Below are 19,514 nucleotides of genomic sequence, written 5' to 3'. Positions count from 1 at the left end.
GCCTTAAAATAAAAACAACAGGCCACAATAGCCGGTAATTCGGGAGCCTCCGGATTGATTGATTTTTTGCTGAAATTATAAATATAATACAATATGGAATCTGCCTATATAATTGATATTATCCGCACCCCTGTCGGTAAATTCGGAGGAACGTTAGCCGCTGTTCGGCCCGACGACTTAGCTGCCCATGTAATGCGGGAACTAATGAAGCGCAACCCTGAACTGGAGGTGAATGAATTGGAAGATGTAATTTTTGGTGCCGCCAACCAGGCTGGCGAAGACAATCGTAATGTGGCCCGTATGGCCCTTTTAATGGCAGGGCTGCCACTGACCATCGGGGGGGTTACAGTTAACCGCCTATGTGCTTCGGGCCTGCAGTCGATTATGGATGCTTCCCGCGCGCTCAAGCTGCAGGAAGGCGGTGCTTATATTGCAGGAGGCGTCGAAAGCATGAGCCGTGCACCTTACGTAATGGGCAAAGCCGAAAATGCCTGGAGCCGGAACCAGGAAATATACGATACCACCATTGGCTGGCGCTTTATCAATCCAAAACTGTCGGAGCTGCACTATCCCTTTGCCATGGGCGAAACCGCCGAAAATGTGGCTGATAAATGGAACATCAGCCGCCAGGCGCAGGATGAGTTTGCGCACCACTCGCAGGTAAAATACCAGCAGGCTTTTGAGGCCGGCAGGTTTAAAGATGAAATTGTGCCGGTTATGATTCCGCAGCGCAAGGGCGAAGATACTATGTTTGAGGCCGATGAGCATCCACGCCTTTCCTCGGTCGAGAAGCTGCTGAGCTTAAAGCCGGCCTTTAAAAAAGATGGAAGCGTAACGGCTGGTAATGCCTCCGGCGTAAACGATGGAGCAGCTGCCGCCCTGGTGGTAAATGAGGCAACCATGAAGAAATACGGCCTGAAGCCCATGGCACGTGTGGTGTCTATGGCTGTTTCCGGTGTGGAGCCGGAGTGTATGGGTATTGGCCCGGTGGAAGCGACCCGCAAAGCCCTTAAGCGTGCCGGCCTGCAGGTAAAAGATCTTGACCTCATCGAGCTGAACGAAGCCTTTGCCTCCCAGTCCATTGCCTGTATGCAGGAGCTGGACCTGAACCCGGAGATTGTAAATGTGAATGGTGGCTCCATTGCCATTGGTCACCCGCTGGGCGCCAGTGGTACGCGTATTTCGGCTACTTTATTGCATGAAATGCAGAAGCGGCCGAATGCCCGCTATGGCCTGGCCACCATGTGTGTAGGCGTAGGGCAGGGCGCAGCGATTGTTTTTGAGAAAGTTTAACCTGCCGTAATCAAACAATATGAGCTTTGTCAGGCAGTCTTTATAGGCTGTCTGGCATAGGTATCAGAAAGGATGTAAGCATATAAAGCCACCGGCAGGCCAGATCATCAGCACACCCGCCTGCCGGCAGGTAGGTTATCACATCAAACCATTTGCACTTTAAACTTGAGGTATTTTTTAGATGTAGCGTATAACGGCACCCACTACCATGGCTGGCAGGTGCAGCAGAATGCCAATACCGTTCAGGCAGAGCTGGAGGGGGCTTTATCGAAGCTGCTGCGGACTCCCATTGCCGTGGTTGGAAGTGGCCGTACCGATACGGGTGTACATGCCGAGCAGCAGCTGGTACATCTCGACTGGGATGCGGAGCTGGATGTGGAGCAGCTGCACTTCAGGCTTAATAAGCTTCTTCCGTCCGATATTGCCGTAAAACGGATTTTCCCGGTGCATCCGAAGGCTCATGCCCGCTTTAGTGCCCTTTTCAGGAGCTATGAGTACCGTATCAGCCGCCAGAAGAATCCTTTTCTGCAAAAGCTCACTTATGTAAATGGGCGCCCGCTCGATGTGGAGGCGATGAATAAAGCAGCCGAATTCTTGCTGCAATGGGAAGATTTTGAATGTTTCAGCAAGGTACATACCGAGGTAAAGCATTTCCGTTGTAACATTCAGGAGGCCCGGTGGATAGAGGAAGGAGATATGCTTGTTTTTTACATCCGCGCCAATCGCTTTCTGCGTAATATGGTGCGTGCCATTGTAGGAACGCTTTTGGAAGTAGGGCAGCACCGGATGAGCCGGGAAGAGTTTCGGCAGGTACTGGAAAGCCGCGACCGCTCCCGTGCTGGCCGCTCGGCCCCGGCGCAGGGTTTATTTCTCACCAAAGTCACTTATCCGGATAAGATTTACGAACTTTCCGACTATGAATCTGACTTTTAAAGACTACCGCATTCGGGCAGCTCGCTCTGCCGATAGCGCGGCCATTAAAAAGCTGGTGTTTGGGGTGCTGCAGGATTATGGATTGCAGCCGGACGAAGGAAGTACCGATGCGGATATAGCAGATGTGGAAACCAGCTATAACAGCCGCGGCGGTTTTTTTGGAGTGGTGGAAGATAAAGAAGAAACATTGGTTGGTACCTTTGGCTTATACCCATTGGAGGAGGAGAGTGGCCGTGTGGCAGAAGTGCGGAAGATGTACCTGCTGCCTTCGGCCCGTGGAAAAGGCCTGGGGGCTTTCCTGCTTGATGAATTATTAAGAATAGCCCGTGAAAAAGGATTTAGCCGAGTGGAGCTGGAGACAGCGCAGGTATTAAAGGAGGCCATAAAGCTGTACGAAAAGCGGGGCTTCAGGCCTGTGTGCAGGAAGGAAATGTCCTGTCGCTGCGACCAGGCCTATGCCCTGGACTTATAATTTGGATGATTGTTAAGGGATGGATAAAGAAGTTAAAAGCGGAAATATTGTAGATGCACAGGTGTTGGGCAGGCTTTTTAAATTTGTAAAGCCATACATAGTGCGATTTTGGGTATTAGTAGTGCTTACGGTGCTGCTGGCTGTGCTGGCCCCGCTGCGTCCTTATGTAATCCAGAAGGCCATCGATAACTACATTCTGGTAGGCGATTACTCCGGCCTTCAGCTCATGCTTTTTATCCTCATTGGACTATTGGTGCTCAATGCGGTAGTGCAATACCTGCATACCTACTCCAGCGACTGGCTGGGCCAGTATGTAATCCGCGATATACGCACCAGCCTTTTTCGCCACCTGCTTACCCTCAGGCTCCGCTTTTATGACCGCACACCTATCGGCCGCCTGGTTACCCGAAGTGTATCCGATATTGAAACGCTGGCCAACGTTTTCAGTCAGGGCTTTGCCGCCATTATAGGCGACCTGCTGCAGCTGGTCTTCATCATCGGCTTTATGCTGTATACCGACTGGCGCCTGACACTGGTTACCCTCTCTACCTTGCCGGTACTCATTATCAGTACCTATGTTTTCAAAGAAAAAATTAAGGTTGCTTTTAATGATGTACGAAATGCCGTGAGTAACCTAAACTCCTTTGTGCAGGAACATATCTCGGGCATGAGCATTGTGCAGATTTTTAACAGTGAAGAGCGGGAATACAAAAAGTTTAAAGATATCAATAAAGAGCACCGGCACGCGAACCTTCGCTCGGTGCTGTATTATGCCGTTTACTTTCCGGTGGCAGAAGTTATTCAGGCAGCAGGTATTGGACTGCTGGTGTGGTACGGTGCACGACAGGTAATTTACGAAGAAATTGAACTGGGGGTGCTGGTAGCTTTTATCCTGTATATCCAGATGTTCTTCCGCCCCATCCGTCTCATTGCCGACCGCTTTAATACCCTTCAGCTGGGCGTAGTAAGCTCGGAGCGTATTATGCGCCTGCTCGATAGTAAAGAAAATATTCCGAATAATGGCAGCTTTATTCCTGAAAGCATGGAAGGGGAGGTGGCCTTCAAAAGTGTGTGGTTTGCCTATAATGAAGAGGAATGGGTGCTGAAGGATATCAGCTTTACCGTTAAGCCCGGCGAAACCGTGGCGTTGGTAGGAGCGACCGGTGCCGGGAAATCATCCATCATTAACCTGCTCAACCGCTTTTACGATATCAACAAAGGAGAGATATGCGTCGATGGGCGTGATATCAAAGAGTTTGACCTGGCCAACCTGCGCCAGCGAATAGGCGTGGTGTTGCAGGATGTTTTCCTTTTCTCTGACACTATTGGCCAGAACATCCGCCTGAATAATGAGGAAATAAGCATGGAAAAAGTGCGGGAGGCAGCTGAACTGGTGGGGGCGTTTAAGTTTATCGAGCGACTGCCCGGTGGCTTCGACTATAATGTAATGGAGAGGGGAGCCACTCTTTCCGTAGGCCAGCGCCAGTTGATTTCCTTCGTGCGGGCCCTTGTCTATGACCCGCGCATTATTGTGCTCGATGAGGCGACATCCTCTGTCGATACCGAAACAGAAGAAATGATACAGGGCGCCATAGAAAAGCTGATGAAAGGCCGAACCTCCATCGTTATTGCCCACCGCCTGTCTACAATTCAAAAGGCCGATAAAATTATTGTGCTGGACAAAGGAGAGATAATGGAAGAAGGAACTCATGAGGAGCTGATGAACCTGAATGCCTATTACGCCCAGCTTTATAAAATGCAGTACAAAGAGGTTGTATAATATCAGCCTTCCTGCCTATACTTGCAGCTCTACGCAAAACCAGATCCATGTCGGGGAAAAAATACATTATTACAGTTCTGTTGATAGCGGCAGTTATCAGTCTTGCAGGCTACATTTATTTAGGTGGTTTTAAAGATCGGGAGCTGGCGCTCGTGGAGGTAAATAATTACCACCTCATTGGGAAGCACTATACCGGAACCCTACAGAATGAGGCGCTGGGGGATATCTTTTTCGAAGTGCAGGATAAAGTGCAGCAGGATGAGCTGGAAGGAGTGTTAACTGTAGTGGTGCTGAAAGAGCCGGTGGAAGAAAAAGACACGGTGGAGCAGTTTATAGGCGTGCTTACCGAACAACCTGTGGAAGAACTACCCGAAGGCTGGGAACATTTTACCGTCGAGGCCGACCAGGCGGTGCGGAGTACCATCCGGTCGCACAATATGGTGATGGCCAAGCCAAATGTTATCCGCGAAGAGCTGGAAGCTTTTGCAAAAGAACAGGGCCTGAAGCTACAACCTAATATCAGCATCGAAAAGTATATAGGAGAGCGACACCTGGAGATTGAAGTGCCAGTGGAGGAGTAGAAGCTTTTTAGGTTTATCGCTGCAAGCTAAAAAGGTGTAGTTCCGGCTATGGTTTTCAGATTTAATAAGAGATTCCTTATTAACAGAAATGGTAGATTTGTTATACCTGCAGGGAACCTGACGGAGCTCCTGAAAAATAAAGCCCTCTCTGTTCTTCATTTAAGTGCCTCCACTTTGCACTTAATTCCTCAGATGCCCGGGGGCATGACAAGAGTGGGTGATTTCTAAATCAATTGCTGTACTTCCTCCTCACTCTAAATACATCATCTTGCCAGCTTAATCCACTACCTCATCTTCTTCCTTCAGCTGCTTATCGTAGAGCTCTTTGTATACCCCATTCTTTTTCAGCAGGCTTTCGTTGGTGCCCTGTTCCACAATGCGGCCGTCGTCGAGCACGATAATTTTGTCGGCCAGCTTGGCAGACGATACCCTGTGGGAGATGATGATGCTGGTTCGCCCTTTCATAATCTTTTTGAGGGCATTTAAAATGCTGTTTTCCGTTTTGGTATCGACCGCCGAGAGGGCATCGTCAAGAATGAGGATTTTAGGGTTTCGGGCAATGGCGCGGGCAATGCTTACGCGTTGCTTCTGGCCACCACTGAGGGTGATACCCCGTTCACCCAGTCGGGTTTCAAAGCCCTGCGGGAAACGGCTGATGTTCTCCAGCAGGTCGGCATCGGCCGCGGCGGCCTTAATCTGCTCCTCTGTCAGGTCTACATTGCCGAAAGCAATGTTATTGCGGATGGTTTCTGAGAAGAGAAACACATCCTGCGGAACATAGCCGCTTTGGGCACGGAGCTTATTAATGTTATAGTCCTCGATAGGCGTTTCATCAATATAAATCGTTCCCTCCGTGGTATCGTACATCCTGAGCAGCAGGTTGGCAATGGTGCTTTTTCCGGAGCCGGTGGTGCCGATAATGGCGAGCGACTGCCCTGGAGCCACTTCAAAAGAAATGTTCTTCAATGCTTTTATGCCGGAGTCGGGGTACACAAAGCTCACTTCCTCAAAGGCAATATGTCCCTGAATTTCCTTCTGGAGATTTTTATGAGAGACAATGTCATTTTTGGTATGCAGAAATTCATTGATTCGTTGCTGGGAGGCGGCGGCCTGCTGTACAATACTGGTAACCCAGCCTACGGATGTAACAGGCCAGGTAAGCAGGTTGACGTATATAACAAACTCGGCAATATTACCCACCGAAATGGCGCCACGCATTACTTCCACACCCCCTATATATACAATTAATATAGTGCTGAGGCCAATGAGCGCCATTACCAGCGGAAAGAAGAGAGCATTGACGAAGGTGAGTCGCAGCGATTTATCTTTATACTCATTGCTCTTGCGGTCGAACTGCTCGGCCGAGTCCTTCTCACGGGCAAAAGCTTTCAGTACCCGAATACCCGAAAATGCCTCCTGGGTAAAAGTAGTAAGCCCGCCCAATGCCCGCTGTATTTCTTCCGACCGCTTATTAATAAGGTTATTGACAAAATAAATGCTGACCGAAAGGATTGGTAACGGGAGCAGCGCATAGAGGGTAAGCCTGGCATTGACTGACACCATGTACGGAATGAGAATCAGGAAAAGGGTGACCAGATTAATGCCATACATAATGGCAGGCCCAAGGTACATCCGTACTTTGCTCACATCTTCCGATATGCGCGACATCAGGTCGCCGGTATTATTGCGGCGGTAAAAGCTGAGCGGCAGGCTCTGATAGTGCTCGTAAATTTCGTTTTTAAGGTCGTACTCAATGTGCCGCGACATGGCAATAATCGTCTGTCGTACCAGGAAGAGAAAAACGCCGCGCAGAATGGCCATGGCCAGGATAATAAGCCCATACACAAAAATGCTGTGGGCAAACATGTCGAAGATGGATTCCTGCAGCTCAAAATCGCGGTATAGCCGGTATACTTCTATGTTTTCCTTCACCAGGTCGAAGGCATAGCGTACCACCTGTGCCGGCACAATGGCAAAAATATTGGATATGATCAGAAACAGCGTACCTAAAATAAGATAGCGCTTATACTTCAGCAGGTATTTATTGAGGTAATTAAGCTCTTTCACCTTATGAACAACGTTGGACGTTTAATTAAGTTATATTCTGCATTAACGATTGAAATACTCGATGAAAAGCTCTAATTTTGCATTATTTTTAAAAGCTATACCGTAGCATCCCTGCATGTAAAGGTAGTACAAACTATAAATAACTTTAAATGGTAGAGTTAAATGAAGTAGGTACAGAAACAAAGAATTCTGTATTTGGTCAGATTGAACTGATGGGGCACGAACAGGTTGTGATGTGCTATGATGAACCCACCGGCTTAAAAGCCATCATTGCCGTGCATAATACTACCCTCGGCCCCGCACTCGGCGGTACCCGTATGTGGCAGTATGCTTCCGACGAAGAAGCCCTTACCGATGTGCTACGACTCTCGCGCGGCATGACTTTTAAAAACTCCATTGCCGGCCTGAACCTTGGTGGCGGTAAGGCAGTGATTATCGGGGATGCTAAAACCCAGAAAACCGAAGCCTTCATGCGCCGCTTCGGTCGTTTTGTCGACAGCCTTGGAGGCCGCTATGTAACGGCTGAGGATGTGAATATCCGTACTTCCGATATCGAATACATTGCCATGGAAACCGATTATGTTTCCGGTTTGCCTGAAGTGGTGGGCGGTGGCGGAGACCCTTCTCCGGTAACAGCTTACAGTACGTACCTTGGTATGAAGGCAGCTGCTCATAAAGCATGGGGAAACGACAGCCTGGAAGGTAAAAAGATACTGGTGCAGGGAGTAGGGCAGGTAGGTACTTACCTGGTAGAGCTGCTGCATAAAGAAAAAGCAAAAATTTATGCTTCTGATATATCGCCTGAGCGTCTGAAGCACGTATCCGATACTTATGGAGCCGAAATTGTGGCAGGCGATAAAATCTACGATCTGGATCTCGACATCTATTCGCCCTGTGCGCTTGGTGCTACGCTTAACGACGAATCGATCAGCCGGCTGAAGTGCCAGGTGGTGGCCGGTGCTGCCAATAACCAGCTGAAAGACGAGAAGCGCCATGGTCTGCAATTGGTAGAAAAAGGTATTATTTATGCGCCTGACTTTCTTATTAACTGCGGCGGTGTAATAAATGTGGCCGCCGAATATGAAGGCAACTACCAGCGCGAGCGTGCTTACCAGAAAGCAGAGAAAGTATACGGTATCTGTACCGATATTCTTAAAAAGGCAGATGACGAAAGAATTACGCCACAGGAAGCAGCCATGAAAATGGCGTTGGAGCGGATTGAGGCAATGGGCAGAGTAAAGCTTCCGTACTAATTATGGAAGGTATATTTTGCTGAGAAAAGAACAACTATTACTAAAATTACATTATTATTTTAGGAAGCATTGCTGCCCTGGCGGCGGTGCTTCTTAAATTTTAAAGAGGCCATTTAATCAGGAAGAATGCTTAACAGAAGATATTTACGGATAAAGGTGATGCAAAATTTCTTCGCTTTTATTCAGTGCCGTCAGTCCGATTTCCATCTGGGATTGGACCTGATTAAGGAGGAATTTGCACCTGACCTGAACTCGATGGAGGTACAAGACCCTGTAAAGCTGGAGGCGGACAGGAAAGCGGCCTCAGATTTGTTTGCAGCGGGTTATAAAGAAATGAAGCTGGCGCCTGCCAAAGAGACAACCGAAGCACAGACAAAAGCGGCCCAGGATGCGCTTCAATATTACGATAAACTGGTAAGACAGGATACTCAGCACCTGCGGAAAAGTATGGTGGCCGAAGCAGAGAAAATAGCCGAACGTTACCTGGAATTCTTACTTTTACTGACAGAACTGGTTAGCTATGCACGTAATGAGCGGGACAAGCGCCTGAGCCTTGGACGTAGTGCAAAAATAGATGAAACCAACTGGCTCAATAACCGGGTAGTGGAACAACTGGCCCAGAATAAGCCCTTGCAGGTGGAAGCTATTAAGCATAACCTCCAGTGGAACGATGAGCAGGAGTTTATTAAGCAGCTCTATAAAGAGGTACTGGGGAAAGATGAAACTTTTTTAAAGTACTTGGAGAAAAGCGGCACGACTTTCGAGGACGATAAGCAGATAGTATTGCACATCATTAAAAAAGTGTTCTTTAAAAATGAGCTGGTAAGTTCTCTAATGGACCAGCGCGACCTTTACTGGGCCGAAAACAGGGAAGTGTTGAAGAGCATGGTGCAGCGGACAGTTAAGGCGCTGGAGGAAGAAAACAACGACCAGTTTGAGCTGGCAGAGCTTTCGTATAACTGGGAAGATGACAAAGAATTCTTCATCGACCTTTTTAACCTGAGTATCAGGCATGAGAAGGAATATGAAGAAATGATTTCGCAGAAAAGTAAGAACTGGGACGTCGAAAGACTGGCCCTGCTCGACCGGGTAATTCTGATAATGGCCCTCTGCGAAATGATTAATTTTAGCAGTATTCCTGTAAAAGTGACAATAAACGAGTATATTGAACTCGCCAAAAAATATAGCACACCCAAGAGTAAATTCTTTATTAACGGGGTGCTCGATGTGCTGTCAAACGAGTTGCAGGAGAAGGGACTCATCAAGAAGAGCGGTAGAGGATTAATTGACAATAAATAGATATATATTATGAATAAAGGTACCGTAGGTTTTTTATCTCTCATAACCGGCGCAGCCGTAGGGCTGGCGGTAGGCGTATTATTTGCACCCGACACAGGTTCTAACACCAGAGGCAGAGTTTCCTATAACTTATTCAGATTTAAAGCAGCATTAGAAGATTTGCTGAATGAACTCCAGGCCGAAGACCTGCCCGATAGTGCGGCAAAGTCAGAAGGTGAGCGGGTGATATCAGACGCCAAAATAAAGGCGGAAGAATTATTAAAAGATGTGGAGACCTTAATCGGTCAAATTAAAAAAGAGGAAAAACTGTAAAAATGACAAAGACAGTAACATTAATAAAGGGCGATGGTATTGGACCGGAAATTACTGAAGCGGTAAAGACGGTATTCAAAGCCGCTCAGGTGCCTGTCAGCTGGGAAGAGGAAAATGCAGGGCAGACGACGCTGGCAGAATGCGGGGAGTTAATTCCATCTTCTCTTATCGAATCCATCAAGAAAAATAAAATAGCGCTCAAAGGTCCTTTAACTACGCCTGTAGGGAAAGGCTTTAAAAGCGTAAATGTACAACTCAGACAAATATTTGACCTTTACCAGAACGTTCGTCCCTGTGTAACGACCGAAGGTGTCGAGTCGCGGTTTAAGGATGTAAACCTGGTAATCTTCCGTGAGAATACTGAAGGGCTTTATGCCGGATTAGAATTTTTCGACGAGCGCCTGCAAATTTCCGATTCTGTAGCCCGTGTTACCTGGGAAGGTTCTTATCGTATCGTAAAAGCGGCCTTTGAATATGCAGATAGAATGGGCTGCAAAAAGGTTACGGTTGTGCATAAAGCCAACATCCTTAAAAGTGCAGGTAAGCTGTTCCTGAAGGCTGGCGAAGAAGTATCGAAAGATTACCCGCACATTGAGCTGGATGATAAAATCGTCGATAACATGTGTATGCAGCTGGTTATTAAGCCGCAGCAGTTCGATGTGGTGGTGGCTACTAACCTCTTTGGCGATATCCTGTCCGACCTTTGTGCCGGCCTCGTAGGGGGTCTTGGAGTAGTTTCAGGTGCCAATATTGGCGATGAGGTGGCAATTTTCGAGGCCGTACATGGTACTGCCCCCGATATTGCCGGCCAGGGAAAAGCCAACCCTACCGCCCTGCTGCGTTCTGCCATTATGATGCTCCACCATATGGACCTACGCGAGTATGCCGATGCGATTGACCATGCCATTAATGAAACCCTGAAGCACAAGGAGCAATGTACCGGCGACCTGGGCGGTTCGGCTACTACAGAAGAATTTACTAATTTTGTAATCGAGAAGATTAAAAAATAAGAGGTAATAAACTTATTCTTCAAAATTCTTGTATTCATGCAAAACCGCAGGTAAAAAGCTTCGGTTACAGGAAAATTATAATCAAAACCATAAAAGAATGAAAAAGTATTTTGCTTATGCCCTTATGTTGGGTGCTGGTGCATTCACCCTTTCAAGCTGCAACAATGCCGAGCTGGAAGAGCGCGTGGAAAAGCTGGAACAGCGGGTAGTAGTGTTGGAAGGAAACGGTGGTGTAGCTGCGGCAAAGCCTGTGCTTAATTCTAATGTTGCGGATGTACAGGAAGTAAGCGGTCCGGCAGCGGCTTTCGAGTTTACTGAAGAAGTGTATGACTTCGGTACTGTTACTGAAGGAGCAGTGGTAGAGCACACCTTTAGGTTTAAAAATGTGGGAGAGGTTCCGCTGATAATCCAGAATGCATCTGCGTCATGTGGTTGTACCGTTCCGAGCTATTCTAAGGAGCCTATTCCTGTAGGAGAAAGCGGCGAAATTCAGGTGAAGTTTAACAGCGATAACCGTGTGGGTACTCAAAACAAAACCGTTACCATTACTGCCAATACAAAACCTTCTATTAATACAGTAAAAATTAAAGGAACTGTTGTAGCGGGTCAGGACCTCTCTGCAGGACCAGTTAAACAATAAAGGATTATTTTATTTCCCCTATGTTAGAGTTTATTTTATTACAGGCACCGGCTGGCGAAAGCGGCTGGATGGGCAACCTCATTCTTATTGGAGGTATTGTTATTATCTTTTACTTCTTTATGGTGCGGCCGCAGCAAAAAAAGGCAAAGGACCAGAAGACGTTTATCGAATCTCTGAAAAAAGGAGACCAGGTAGTAACAATTGGGGGAATGCATGGGCGTATATCTGCTATTGAAGGTGAAATAGTTATTTTGGATGTGGACAGAGGAACCAAGCTTACTTTTGAAAAGTCGGCTATTTCTCTCGATGCAAGTAAAAAACTTTCCAAAGCAACTAAAGCAGCTTGAAAAGAAGTGAGTCTATATTCAAAGGATTAAAGCGGCTGTTTAAATCAGACCGCAGGAACTGGAAGGTGGTAGCCCTGTGCATAGCAGGAGCTACCACTTTCTGGTTTTTTAATGCCCTGAATAAAGACTATGCGACCCGAATTAACTATCCGGTGGAGTTTGTGTTTGATAAAGAAGGAGTGGTAGTGGTTGAAGACTTACCGGAGGAGGTGGGCATCGTTATTTCAGGCGGTGGCTGGAACCTGTTGCGGAAAACCGCCTGGTTTAATCTGAACCCTATCCAAATTCTGCTCGAGAATCCTACCTCCCAGAAGTATATCACCAAGTCTTCGCTGGCAACTATCATTGCCGATCAGTTGAATGAGGTGCGCCTGAATTACGTTATTACCGATACCCTTTTCCTGGATATCGAGCGCAAAGAAACTAAAAAAGTAGCTCTGGCAATCGATAGCTCCGGTATAACACTGGAGAAAGGATTCCGCATTGTAAGCCCTCTGGAGATTGAGCCAGATTCTGCCATTTTTGTGGGGCCCTCTTCCTTTATCAGCCAGTTATCCGACTCCATTTTGCTTGACCTGCCCTACGAGCAGCTAAATGAAACCTTCGATAATGTGGTAGATCTGAGCTTTATGGAATCGGAGCAGATACAGGTTGAGCCGGATGAAATTGCCGTGGCATTTGAGGTGGCTCATTTTACAAGAGTAGATAAGCGTGTGCCTATCCGGCCCCTTAATTTTCCGGCCGATTCGAGTGTGTACCTGGCAGATACGGCCATCCTTGTCTCTTTTATGGTGCGCGATGAGTTGCTGAAGCAGGGGCAGGAGACAAATATTGTGGTGTCGGCCGACTTTCGCCAGATTAACCGGCAGGATTCCACGGTACAGTTAAAAATAGGAGAAGTACCTGCCTTTATAAAAGATATAGTAGTTGAAAAGCAGGCGGTACCTTTAGAGTATGCTGACGAAAGACAAGAATAACCCTTCCCACAGCCCGGTAGTGAAAATTGGCGTTACCGGTGGTATAGGCGCGGGCAAAAGTGTGGTGTGCCGTGTTTTTGCAGCCCTTGGCATTCCGGTTTACGATGCCGATACGCAGGCAAAGCGCCTGCTCACAGAGGACCCTGCGCTTGTGCGGCAGCTCAAGGCTCATTTTGGTGAAGCAAGCTATGCGGCAGATGGCACACTCAATCGCGTATATTTAGCCAATGAGGTATTTAAAGATGAAGAGAAGCTGGTCCTGCTGAATAGCCTGGTGCACCCGAGAGTCGCCGTAGATTTTAATAAATGGCTTCAGCGGCACGAAGAGGCACCCTATGTAATAAAGGAGGCGGCTTTAATTTTTGAGGCAGGCTCTTATAAAAATCTAAATGCAGTTGTTGCGGTATCAGCTCCCGAAGAATTAAGGGTTCGTAGAACGATTATTCGCGATGAGCACCGGAACCGCCAGCAGGTAGAAGAAATTATTCGTAAGCAACTCTCTGAAGAGGAACGACTAAGCAGGGCAGACTATAAAATTACGAATGGCGACAAAAGCCTGGTAGTACCGCAGGTGCTCCGCCTCCATAAGCAGTTCAGTCAGCCTTCCTTTGCTGCCCGTTAGCCTGTATTGATAGCACCTTCCTGGCAAAAAAAAGCTAAACCCGCTTAGAGAGTTTAGCTGAAAGAGATGTATTTGCTGAAATACGCTTTTCTTAATAATCTACCGAACGGCCCACAAATACCTGTACCAGTAAACCTACAATGCTAAGCCCGCCGGCAATGGCTAAGGTTGTGTTGTTTACACTGTCTATCATAAAAACAACCAGCATAAAAATAGCTGCAATAATAATTAAAATAAGACCGAGGTATTTCGTAATATTTTCCATTTAGCTGTATGGTTGAAGGTTTGTCTTGGTAAAGATATTTTTATAATCCTTACGAAGATAAAGAGGAAGATTAAAATACCCAAGCTAATGCATTTTTTCTTCTAAACGTGCGGCTGTTTCCGAAGATTATACGGCGGATGGAGACTAGAGCAGGTTAGTGGGTAGGTTGATTTGGTCGGTATAGAACTTCAGGCGGCTGTGCCGGGGGTTCATCAGCTCTACCTTTTCAATACAGTCCAACTTGTGGTTGTAAAACACCTCCACATAATGGCTGCCGATGAGGTACAGGTTAATTTTGTATCCATAGTAGCGAATGGCCACTACAAAGGAGCCATGTTCATACAGCACCTTTATCTTCTGCCTAATCGGGAGGCCCGAAAATATTTCCACATCTATCATATACCCATCAATACTTTTTTCTCGGAAAAGGTTCTATAGCAAAAAGCCCTTGTTAACGACAAATTAACAAGGGCTTGGGAAAGGGTGAAAGACCGGACTCGAACCGGCGACCTCCTGAACCACAATCAGGCGTTCTAACCAACTGAACTACAATCACCGTCTTTGGAATGCAAATGTAGTAGCCTTTTTGCTTTTTGCAAACAGATTACCGAAAAAAATCAGCAGATATTTACCGTGGATCAAACTGCAGGCGCTCACCCTTCTTTTCTTCCCTGAATGCCCCTTCGGCCCAGGCAAGGTGGCCCGAAACAAAGGTATGGGTAACATAGCTCTGAAAGCTTTGCCCCTCAAAAGGTGACCATCCGCATTTGTACAGGATGTTCTGCCGGCTTACAGTCCAGGGGCGGTTCAGATCGACCAGCACCAGGTCGGCATAAAAGCCTTCTTCGATATAGCCCCGCTTCCGGATGTTGAACAGTATGGCGGGATTATGGCACATCTTTTCCACCAGCTCATCAAGCGAAAATACCCCCTGCTTGTGTAGTTCCAGTGCCGCCACAAGGCTGTGCTGCACCAGTGGCCCGCCACTTGGCGCTTTAAAATAGGTGTTTTGCTTCTCCTGCAGAGTATGTGGGGCATGGTCAGTCGCCATAACATCAATGCGTCCGTCTTTTACCGCCTGCCGGATGGCGGCTCTGTCTTCTGCCGATTTTACAGCAGGGTTCCATTTGATAAAGCTGCCCTTTTCGGTATACTGGCTTTCTTCGAACCACAGGTGGTGGATGCAGGCCTCTGCTGTAATCTTTTTATCCTTCAACGGTATATCGTTACGGAAGAGCTCAGTTTCCCGGGCGGTGGATATATGCAGAATGTGAAGGCGGGTACCATGCTTCTTCGCCAGCTCAACCGCCCGGCTGCTGGAAAGGTAGCAGGCCTCGGCACTTCGTATTTTCGGGTGGTATTCCATAGGAACTTCTTCCCCGAAGCGGGCCCGGAATTCTTCGGCATTCCGGCGGATGGTTCCTTCATCTTCGCAGTGGGTAGCAATGAGCATTCCGGCTTTGCTGAAGAGTTTTTCAAGGGTTTCCGTATCGTCCACCAGCATATTGCCGGTAGAGGAGCCCATAAATACCTTAATGGCGCAAACATTCTCCTTATCTGTCTTAAGTACCTCTTCCAGGTTATCGTTAGAGGCACCCATGTAAAAAGAATAGTTGGCCAGGGAGTCTTTTGCAGCAATGGCATATTTTTCTTCCAGCAACTCCTGTGTTAGGGTTTGGGGCTGGGTATTGGGCATCTCCATAAAGGAGGTAATACCCCCGGCAACGGCTGCACGCGATTCGCTGTAAATATCGCCTTTATGGGTTAAGCCCGGTTCCCTGAAGTGTACCTGGTCGTCAATTACACCAGGTAACAGGTATTTGCCCTGTGCATCAATAACCTGATCGGCTTGCCGGCCTGAAAGGTCAGAGCCTATCTGTTCTATCCAGGGGCCCTTGATATATACATCCTGTTCAACAATTTTGCCCCGATTGACGATGGTGGCATTTAAAATAAGGGTAGTTTTCATGGCTAATTATACGGTAAGGAAGCTTTAACGGTCGGGCGGAAGAAGTAAAAAGCAGTGCATGAAGGCGGAACAAAACCGCGGCACTGATGCTTTCATTACAAAGCACTATCTTTGCGCCGAACAAGTTAAAATTTACTGATGAGCCAAGATATAAAAACTTTTTCCGATTTCAAGCTCAACAAGCAGCTCCTTACAGCTGTGGAGGAAGCCGGATACCAGCAGCCGACGGAAATTCAGCAGAAGGCGATTCCTGTTTTGCTGGCAGGACACGACCTGATGGGTATTGCCCCGACCGGTACCGGAAAAACGGCAGCCTATGTTCTGCCCCTGCTCATGAAGGTAAAATATGCACAGGGCAATACTCCCAGGGCTCTTATTCTGGCCCCCACCCGCGAGCTTGTGCTGCAGATAGAGGAAGTAGTAAGGCAGTTTAGTGCCTATACCGACCTTCGTTGTCTTGCGCTAATTGGTGGTAAAGGGGTAATGGCCCAGGCCGAACTGGTGCTGCAGGGAGTGGATATTATCATTGCTACCCCCGGCCGATTTTTAGATGTGTACCGCACCGGCAGTCTGCCTACCCGCCAGATAAAAACCTTTATCATGGATGAGGCCGATAAGATGATGGACATGGGTTTTATGCACCAGATTAACAGCATACTGGAAGTAATTCCAGTTAAGCGGCAAAATGCTCTGTTTTCTGCTACCATGGCCGAAAAGGTCGTGCGCCTTTCGGAGAACTTCCTTGAATTTCCGGAGCGGGTAGAGGTAGAGCCGCAGGCAACCACGGCCAAAACAGTAAGCCAGAAGCTCTACGAAGTGCCTAACCATAAAACCAAAATAAACCTCCTGCTTTACCTTCTTTCGAACCAGGAGGAGTTTAACAGGGTAATTGTCTTCACCAAAACCAAAAAAGCTGCCGACGATATTAGTAAATACCTGGGGCGGAAGCTCGAGGGAGAAGTACGGGTGCTGCACGCCAACAAAGGGCAAAATACGCGCATTAACACCATGGATGCTTTTAAAGAAGGAAACGTGCCGGTGCTGGTGGCTACCGATGTGGCCTCCCGTGGTATAGATGTAAGCATGGTAAGCCATGTGTTTAATTTTGATGTGCCCCTGATTTACGAAGATTATGTGCACCGTATTGGGCGTACCGGAAGAGCCGAGCAAAATGGGGTGGCCATCACTTTTATGAGCCCGGCCGAGGCCTACCATGTTGCTAAAATTGAGGAAATGATACGCCAGCCCATTCCACGGGCCTTTATTCCGCCGGATGTAACCATCGAGAAAACACCATTTACCGAAGAGCAGCAAATGGCTCGTGAAATAGATGAGCAGAAACGAAAAGAAGACCCTAACTTTAAAGGAGCCTTCCATGAGAAAAAGAGGGTGTTTAAAAATCCTAAAGGAAAGGTGGTAGATAAAAACCAGAAGAAGGCAAAGGAGTTCGGGCCATCTGTTAAGAAGGGGCCAAAAGGACGTAGGGGAGGAAACCGGGGCGCAAAAGGCAGAAGAAAACTATCCTGATTTTACGCTTGCTGAAAGGGAAAGAAACTCATTTTCACGCTCTCCGTTTCTTTATATGAAGGTACCTGAAAAAGTTAGTCTTTCACTAAAATATTTGAGGGCAAAGCGGTATCTTCGCAACATCTAAAAGTTTGTTTTAACCAGATATTGATAACCTTATGTTTTTTGACCCACCTATTGGAACAGGAGCCCATCTCTTCTTTTGGATTGTAAGTATACTCATAGGCGCTGTGGTTGCATTGTCTTTGGTAGATGTTTTTCGTACGCATCAGCCATCTGAGCCGCCTATTCCGGAAAACTATGACAGCTACTGGGAGAGCAGAAAGCATGCAGAAGATGTGCATAAGGAATTTCCAAGAGAAAAAGCCATGAAAAGTACTGATCCTCGCTATGGCGATGATGTAAAGTAGACTTAAGAATAAAGAATCTGAAAAAATAAAAGCCGGTCCTGATAAAGGACCGGCTTTTATTTTATAGGCTGGGTGGAGGCTATTTCTGTTCAGCCTCTTCAGTTTTTTTATCCAGAGCTACCCGCTCGTCGCGCTGGGCAAGTTCCCAGGCCGTGTGGAATACAAGGCGGCCCCTCTTCTCCATTTGCTCAAAAGTTATTTTCTCTACGGTATCCGTTGACTTATGGTAGTCTTCGTGGGTTCCGTTAAAGTAAAAGATAACCGGCACCTGATTTTTGGCGAAGTTATAATGGTCGGAGCGGTAGTAGTAGCGGTTCGGATCGTTTTCGTCATTGTACGCATAGTCAAGGTCCAGCTGGGTGTAGGTATCGTTTACACGTTCACTCAGCTCGTGCAGTTCGGTAGAAAGCTTATCTGAACCAATCAGGTATACATAGTCTTCTTTTCCTTCGTGTATTTTATCCACACGACCCACCATATCGATGTTCAGGTTAGTAACCGTTTGCTCCAGCGGAAATACAGGATTATTGGTATAATACTCAGAGCCGAGCAACCCTTTTTCTTCTCCCGTTACCGTCATAAATAGGATGCTGCGGCGGGGAGCATTACCGGCTTCTTTTGCCTCGGCAAAGGCTTCAGCAATTTCCAGTACGGCAGTGGTGCCTGAACCATCGTCATCGGCCCCGTTAAATATTTCCCCTTCAGGAGTTTTACCCAGGTGGTCGTAATGGCTGGTAATGACTATTATTTCGTCTTTCAGGTCAGTGCCGGGCATAAAGCCAAGTACGTTCTCCGTCTTTACGGTTTCCACATTCCGTTCAGATTTAACGGTAATGGTGGCCGGCTTTATTTTCCGCAGGGCCTTTTCCTTCCCGTTATCCTTCCTCTCCATCGCCTTGTCGAGCTTCGAGAGCTTGGTATCCATAATTTCTGCGGCGGTTTCAGGGGCAGTAAAGAAGAAAATGGTTCCAGTCTCCTCCTTATCCTCATTCTTAAAGCCAAGACGAGGACGATCCACGAAAAGACGGGCATTATTCACCGTTCTGCTGAATTCGGCTTTATCGCCGCCTGAGGTAACGATGTAGCCTGCAGCGCCCTTTTCCTTAGCCGTTCTTAATTTCTGGCGCCAGTCTTTATCTTCCGAGTCGAAAATAAGTACGAGCTTATCTTTTACGTCGAGGCCTTCGTAATCCTGCGCCCGGCCGCGGCCTGCGAAAACGACTTCCATTTCAGTTTCTTCCGGTACATGGGCGCTGCCGTAGTAAATAACATCTTCGAAGTTATTAAGAGTAGCATCCTCCTCTGTTTTCAGATAAACAGTACCCCAGCTGCGCTTTTCGAGCTCGAAAGGCTGGTAAAAGCTGCTGTTATTCTGGGCAACCGGCTGCAGGCCTAAAGACTTAAAATGATTCATGATATAATCGGCGGCCATCTTCTGGCCACGGGTGCCGGTTTCGCGGCCTTCAAGGCTGTCGGAAGCCAAAATGCTCAGGTGTTTTTCCATGTCTTCGGCCGTAATGGTACCGGCAAAGCGAAGTGCTGTACTGTCTACGGAAAGGCTATCCTGGGCCTGCACACTAAGCAGACTGAGGCTGGCCACGAAGGCAGTCATCAGGGTCTTTTTCATATAAGATTCAATTTTTAAAGATTGGAATGGCAAAATAAAATACCATTATACAAAGATAAGCAGAACAACTGTTTCGGATAGTTCCACTAGGCTACAATTATTGTCAAAGTTGAATCTTTATCCTAAATAA

The 19,514-nt window shown here is 47.3% G+C and carries 20 protein-coding genes and 1 tRNA gene; 15 read left to right on the top strand and 6 right to left on the bottom strand.

Going from position 1 to position 19,514, the window contains the following annotated elements; all coding sequences use genetic code 11:
• Positions 1 to 93 precede the first annotated feature (93 nt).
• The 5 genes from F752_RS0108520 (at position 94) to F752_RS0108500 (ending at position 5,059) form a co-directional block, all read left to right on the top strand.
• Complete coding sequence (locus F752_RS0108520; RefSeq protein ID WP_017731310.1) at positions 94 to 1,293, top strand: thiolase family protein; 1,200 nt, start codon at positions 94 to 96, stop codon at positions 1,291 to 1,293.
• A 165-nt stretch (positions 1,294 to 1,458) separates the two neighbouring features.
• Positions 1,459 to 2,226 carry a tRNA pseudouridine(38-40) synthase TruA gene (truA, locus tag F752_RS0108515; RefSeq protein WP_017731309.1) on the top strand — a complete coding sequence of 256 codons (768 nt, stop codon included), beginning with the start codon at positions 1,459 to 1,461 and terminating at the stop codon, positions 2,224 to 2,226.
• Positions 2,210 to 2,698: a GNAT family N-acetyltransferase gene (locus F752_RS0108510; protein ID WP_017731308.1), complete on the top strand. Its 489-nt coding sequence runs from the start codon at positions 2,210 to 2,212 to the stop codon at positions 2,696 to 2,698. The genes truA and F752_RS0108510 overlap by 17 nt, the downstream gene beginning before the upstream one ends.
• Positions 2,699 to 2,717: 19 nt before the next feature.
• Positions 2,718 to 4,478 carry an ABC transporter ATP-binding protein gene (locus F752_RS0108505; protein ID WP_017731307.1) on the top strand — a complete coding sequence of 587 codons (1,761 nt, stop codon included), beginning with the start codon at positions 2,718 to 2,720 and terminating at the stop codon, positions 4,476 to 4,478.
• A gap of 47 nt (positions 4,479 to 4,525) precedes the next feature.
• Positions 4,526 to 5,059: a hypothetical protein gene (locus F752_RS0108500; RefSeq protein ID WP_017731306.1), complete on the top strand. Its 534-nt coding sequence runs from the start codon at positions 4,526 to 4,528 to the stop codon at positions 5,057 to 5,059.
• A gap of 276 nt (positions 5,060 to 5,335) precedes the next feature.
• Here the strand turns inward: F752_RS0108500 and F752_RS0108490 are convergent, their stop codons facing one another.
• Positions 5,336 to 7,126 (bottom strand): ABC transporter ATP-binding protein, encoded by a 1,791-nt coding sequence (locus tag F752_RS0108490; protein ID WP_017731304.1) that lies wholly within the window; start codon positions 7,124 to 7,126, stop codon positions 5,336 to 5,338.
• Between the two features lie 149 nt (positions 7,127 to 7,275).
• Between F752_RS0108490 and F752_RS0108485 the strand changes: the two genes are divergently transcribed.
• The 8 genes from F752_RS0108485 (at position 7,276) to coaE (ending at position 13,586) form a co-directional block, all read left to right on the top strand.
• Positions 7,276 to 8,379, top strand: coding sequence for a Glu/Leu/Phe/Val family dehydrogenase (locus tag F752_RS0108485; protein ID WP_017731303.1), 1,104 nt, complete (start codon positions 7,276 to 7,278; stop codon positions 8,377 to 8,379).
• 159 nt (positions 8,380 to 8,538) lie between these two features.
• Complete coding sequence (gene nusB, locus F752_RS0108480; protein ID WP_017731302.1) at positions 8,539 to 9,678, top strand: transcription antitermination factor NusB; 1,140 nt, start codon at positions 8,539 to 8,541, stop codon at positions 9,676 to 9,678.
• A gap of 9 nt (positions 9,679 to 9,687) precedes the next feature.
• Entirely contained in the window at positions 9,688 to 9,990 is a 303-nt protein-coding gene (locus F752_RS0108475) for a YtxH domain-containing protein (RefSeq protein ID WP_017731301.1), read from the top strand.
• 2 nt (positions 9,991 to 9,992) lie between these two features.
• The gene (locus F752_RS0108470; protein ID WP_017731300.1) at positions 9,993 to 11,000 is read left to right on the top strand and encodes an isocitrate/isopropylmalate dehydrogenase family protein; all 1,008 of its coding nucleotides are present in this window, start codon (positions 9,993 to 9,995) and stop codon (positions 10,998 to 11,000) included.
• A gap of 97 nt (positions 11,001 to 11,097) precedes the next feature.
• Positions 11,098 to 11,640, top strand: coding sequence for a DUF1573 domain-containing protein (locus F752_RS0108465; RefSeq protein ID WP_026135605.1), 543 nt, complete (start codon positions 11,098 to 11,100; stop codon positions 11,638 to 11,640).
• A gap of 20 nt (positions 11,641 to 11,660) precedes the next feature.
• A complete protein-coding gene (gene yajC, locus F752_RS0108460) occupies positions 11,661 to 11,987 on the top strand; it encodes a preprotein translocase subunit YajC (RefSeq protein ID WP_017731298.1) in 327 nt (108 codons plus the stop codon).
• Entirely contained in the window at positions 11,984 to 12,964 is a 981-nt protein-coding gene (locus F752_RS0108455; protein ID WP_017731297.1) for a YbbR-like domain-containing protein, read from the top strand. Before yajC ends, F752_RS0108455 begins: the two co-directional genes overlap by 4 nt.
• Entirely contained in the window at positions 12,942 to 13,586 is a 645-nt protein-coding gene (coaE, locus tag F752_RS0108450; RefSeq protein ID WP_017731296.1) for a dephospho-CoA kinase, read from the top strand. Before F752_RS0108455 ends, coaE begins: the two co-directional genes overlap by 23 nt.
• 91 nt (positions 13,587 to 13,677) lie before the next feature.
• Here the strand turns inward: coaE and F752_RS26430 are convergent, their stop codons facing one another.
• The 4 genes from F752_RS26430 to F752_RS0108430 form a co-directional block, all read right to left on the bottom strand.
• Positions 13,678 to 13,851 (bottom strand): hypothetical protein, encoded by a 174-nt coding sequence (locus F752_RS26430; protein ID WP_017731295.1) that lies wholly within the window; start codon positions 13,849 to 13,851, stop codon positions 13,678 to 13,680.
• A 144-nt stretch (positions 13,852 to 13,995) separates the two neighbouring features.
• Positions 13,996 to 14,250 (bottom strand): hypothetical protein, encoded by a 255-nt coding sequence (locus tag F752_RS0108440; protein WP_017731294.1) that lies wholly within the window; start codon positions 14,248 to 14,250, stop codon positions 13,996 to 13,998.
• An 82-nt stretch (positions 14,251 to 14,332) separates the two neighbouring features.
• Positions 14,333 to 14,408: transfer RNA gene (locus F752_RS0108435), tRNA-His, on the bottom strand.
• Positions 14,409 to 14,479: 71 nt separating this feature from the next.
• Positions 14,480 to 15,820 (bottom strand): dihydroorotase, encoded by a 1,341-nt coding sequence (locus F752_RS0108430; protein WP_017731293.1) that lies wholly within the window; start codon positions 15,818 to 15,820, stop codon positions 14,480 to 14,482.
• A 138-nt stretch (positions 15,821 to 15,958) separates the two neighbouring features.
• Here F752_RS0108430 and F752_RS0108425 point away from each other — a divergent pair, with 138 nt between their 5' ends.
• Both F752_RS0108425 and F752_RS0108420 read left to right on the top strand, forming a co-directional pair.
• Entirely contained in the window at positions 15,959 to 17,347 is a 1,389-nt protein-coding gene (locus tag F752_RS0108425) for a DEAD/DEAH box helicase (RefSeq protein ID WP_017731292.1), read from the top strand.
• 158 nt (positions 17,348 to 17,505) lie between these two features.
• Positions 17,506 to 17,757 (top strand): hypothetical protein, encoded by a 252-nt coding sequence (locus tag F752_RS0108420; RefSeq protein WP_017731291.1) that lies wholly within the window; start codon positions 17,506 to 17,508, stop codon positions 17,755 to 17,757.
• Between the two features lie 79 nt (positions 17,758 to 17,836).
• Here F752_RS0108420 and F752_RS0108415 read toward each other — a convergent pair whose 3' ends face one another.
• Positions 17,837 to 19,384 (bottom strand): M28 family peptidase, encoded by a 1,548-nt coding sequence (locus tag F752_RS0108415; protein WP_017731290.1) that lies wholly within the window; start codon positions 19,382 to 19,384, stop codon positions 17,837 to 17,839.
• Positions 19,385 to 19,514 lie beyond the last annotated feature (130 nt).

This window comes from Nafulsella turpanensis ZLM-10, assembly GCF_000346615.1.
Taxonomy (GTDB): domain Bacteria; phylum Bacteroidota; class Bacteroidia; order Cytophagales; family Cyclobacteriaceae; genus Nafulsella; species Nafulsella turpanensis.
Note: the sequence above shows the minus strand (reverse complement) of the source record. Positions and strands in the feature narration are given on the sequence as shown.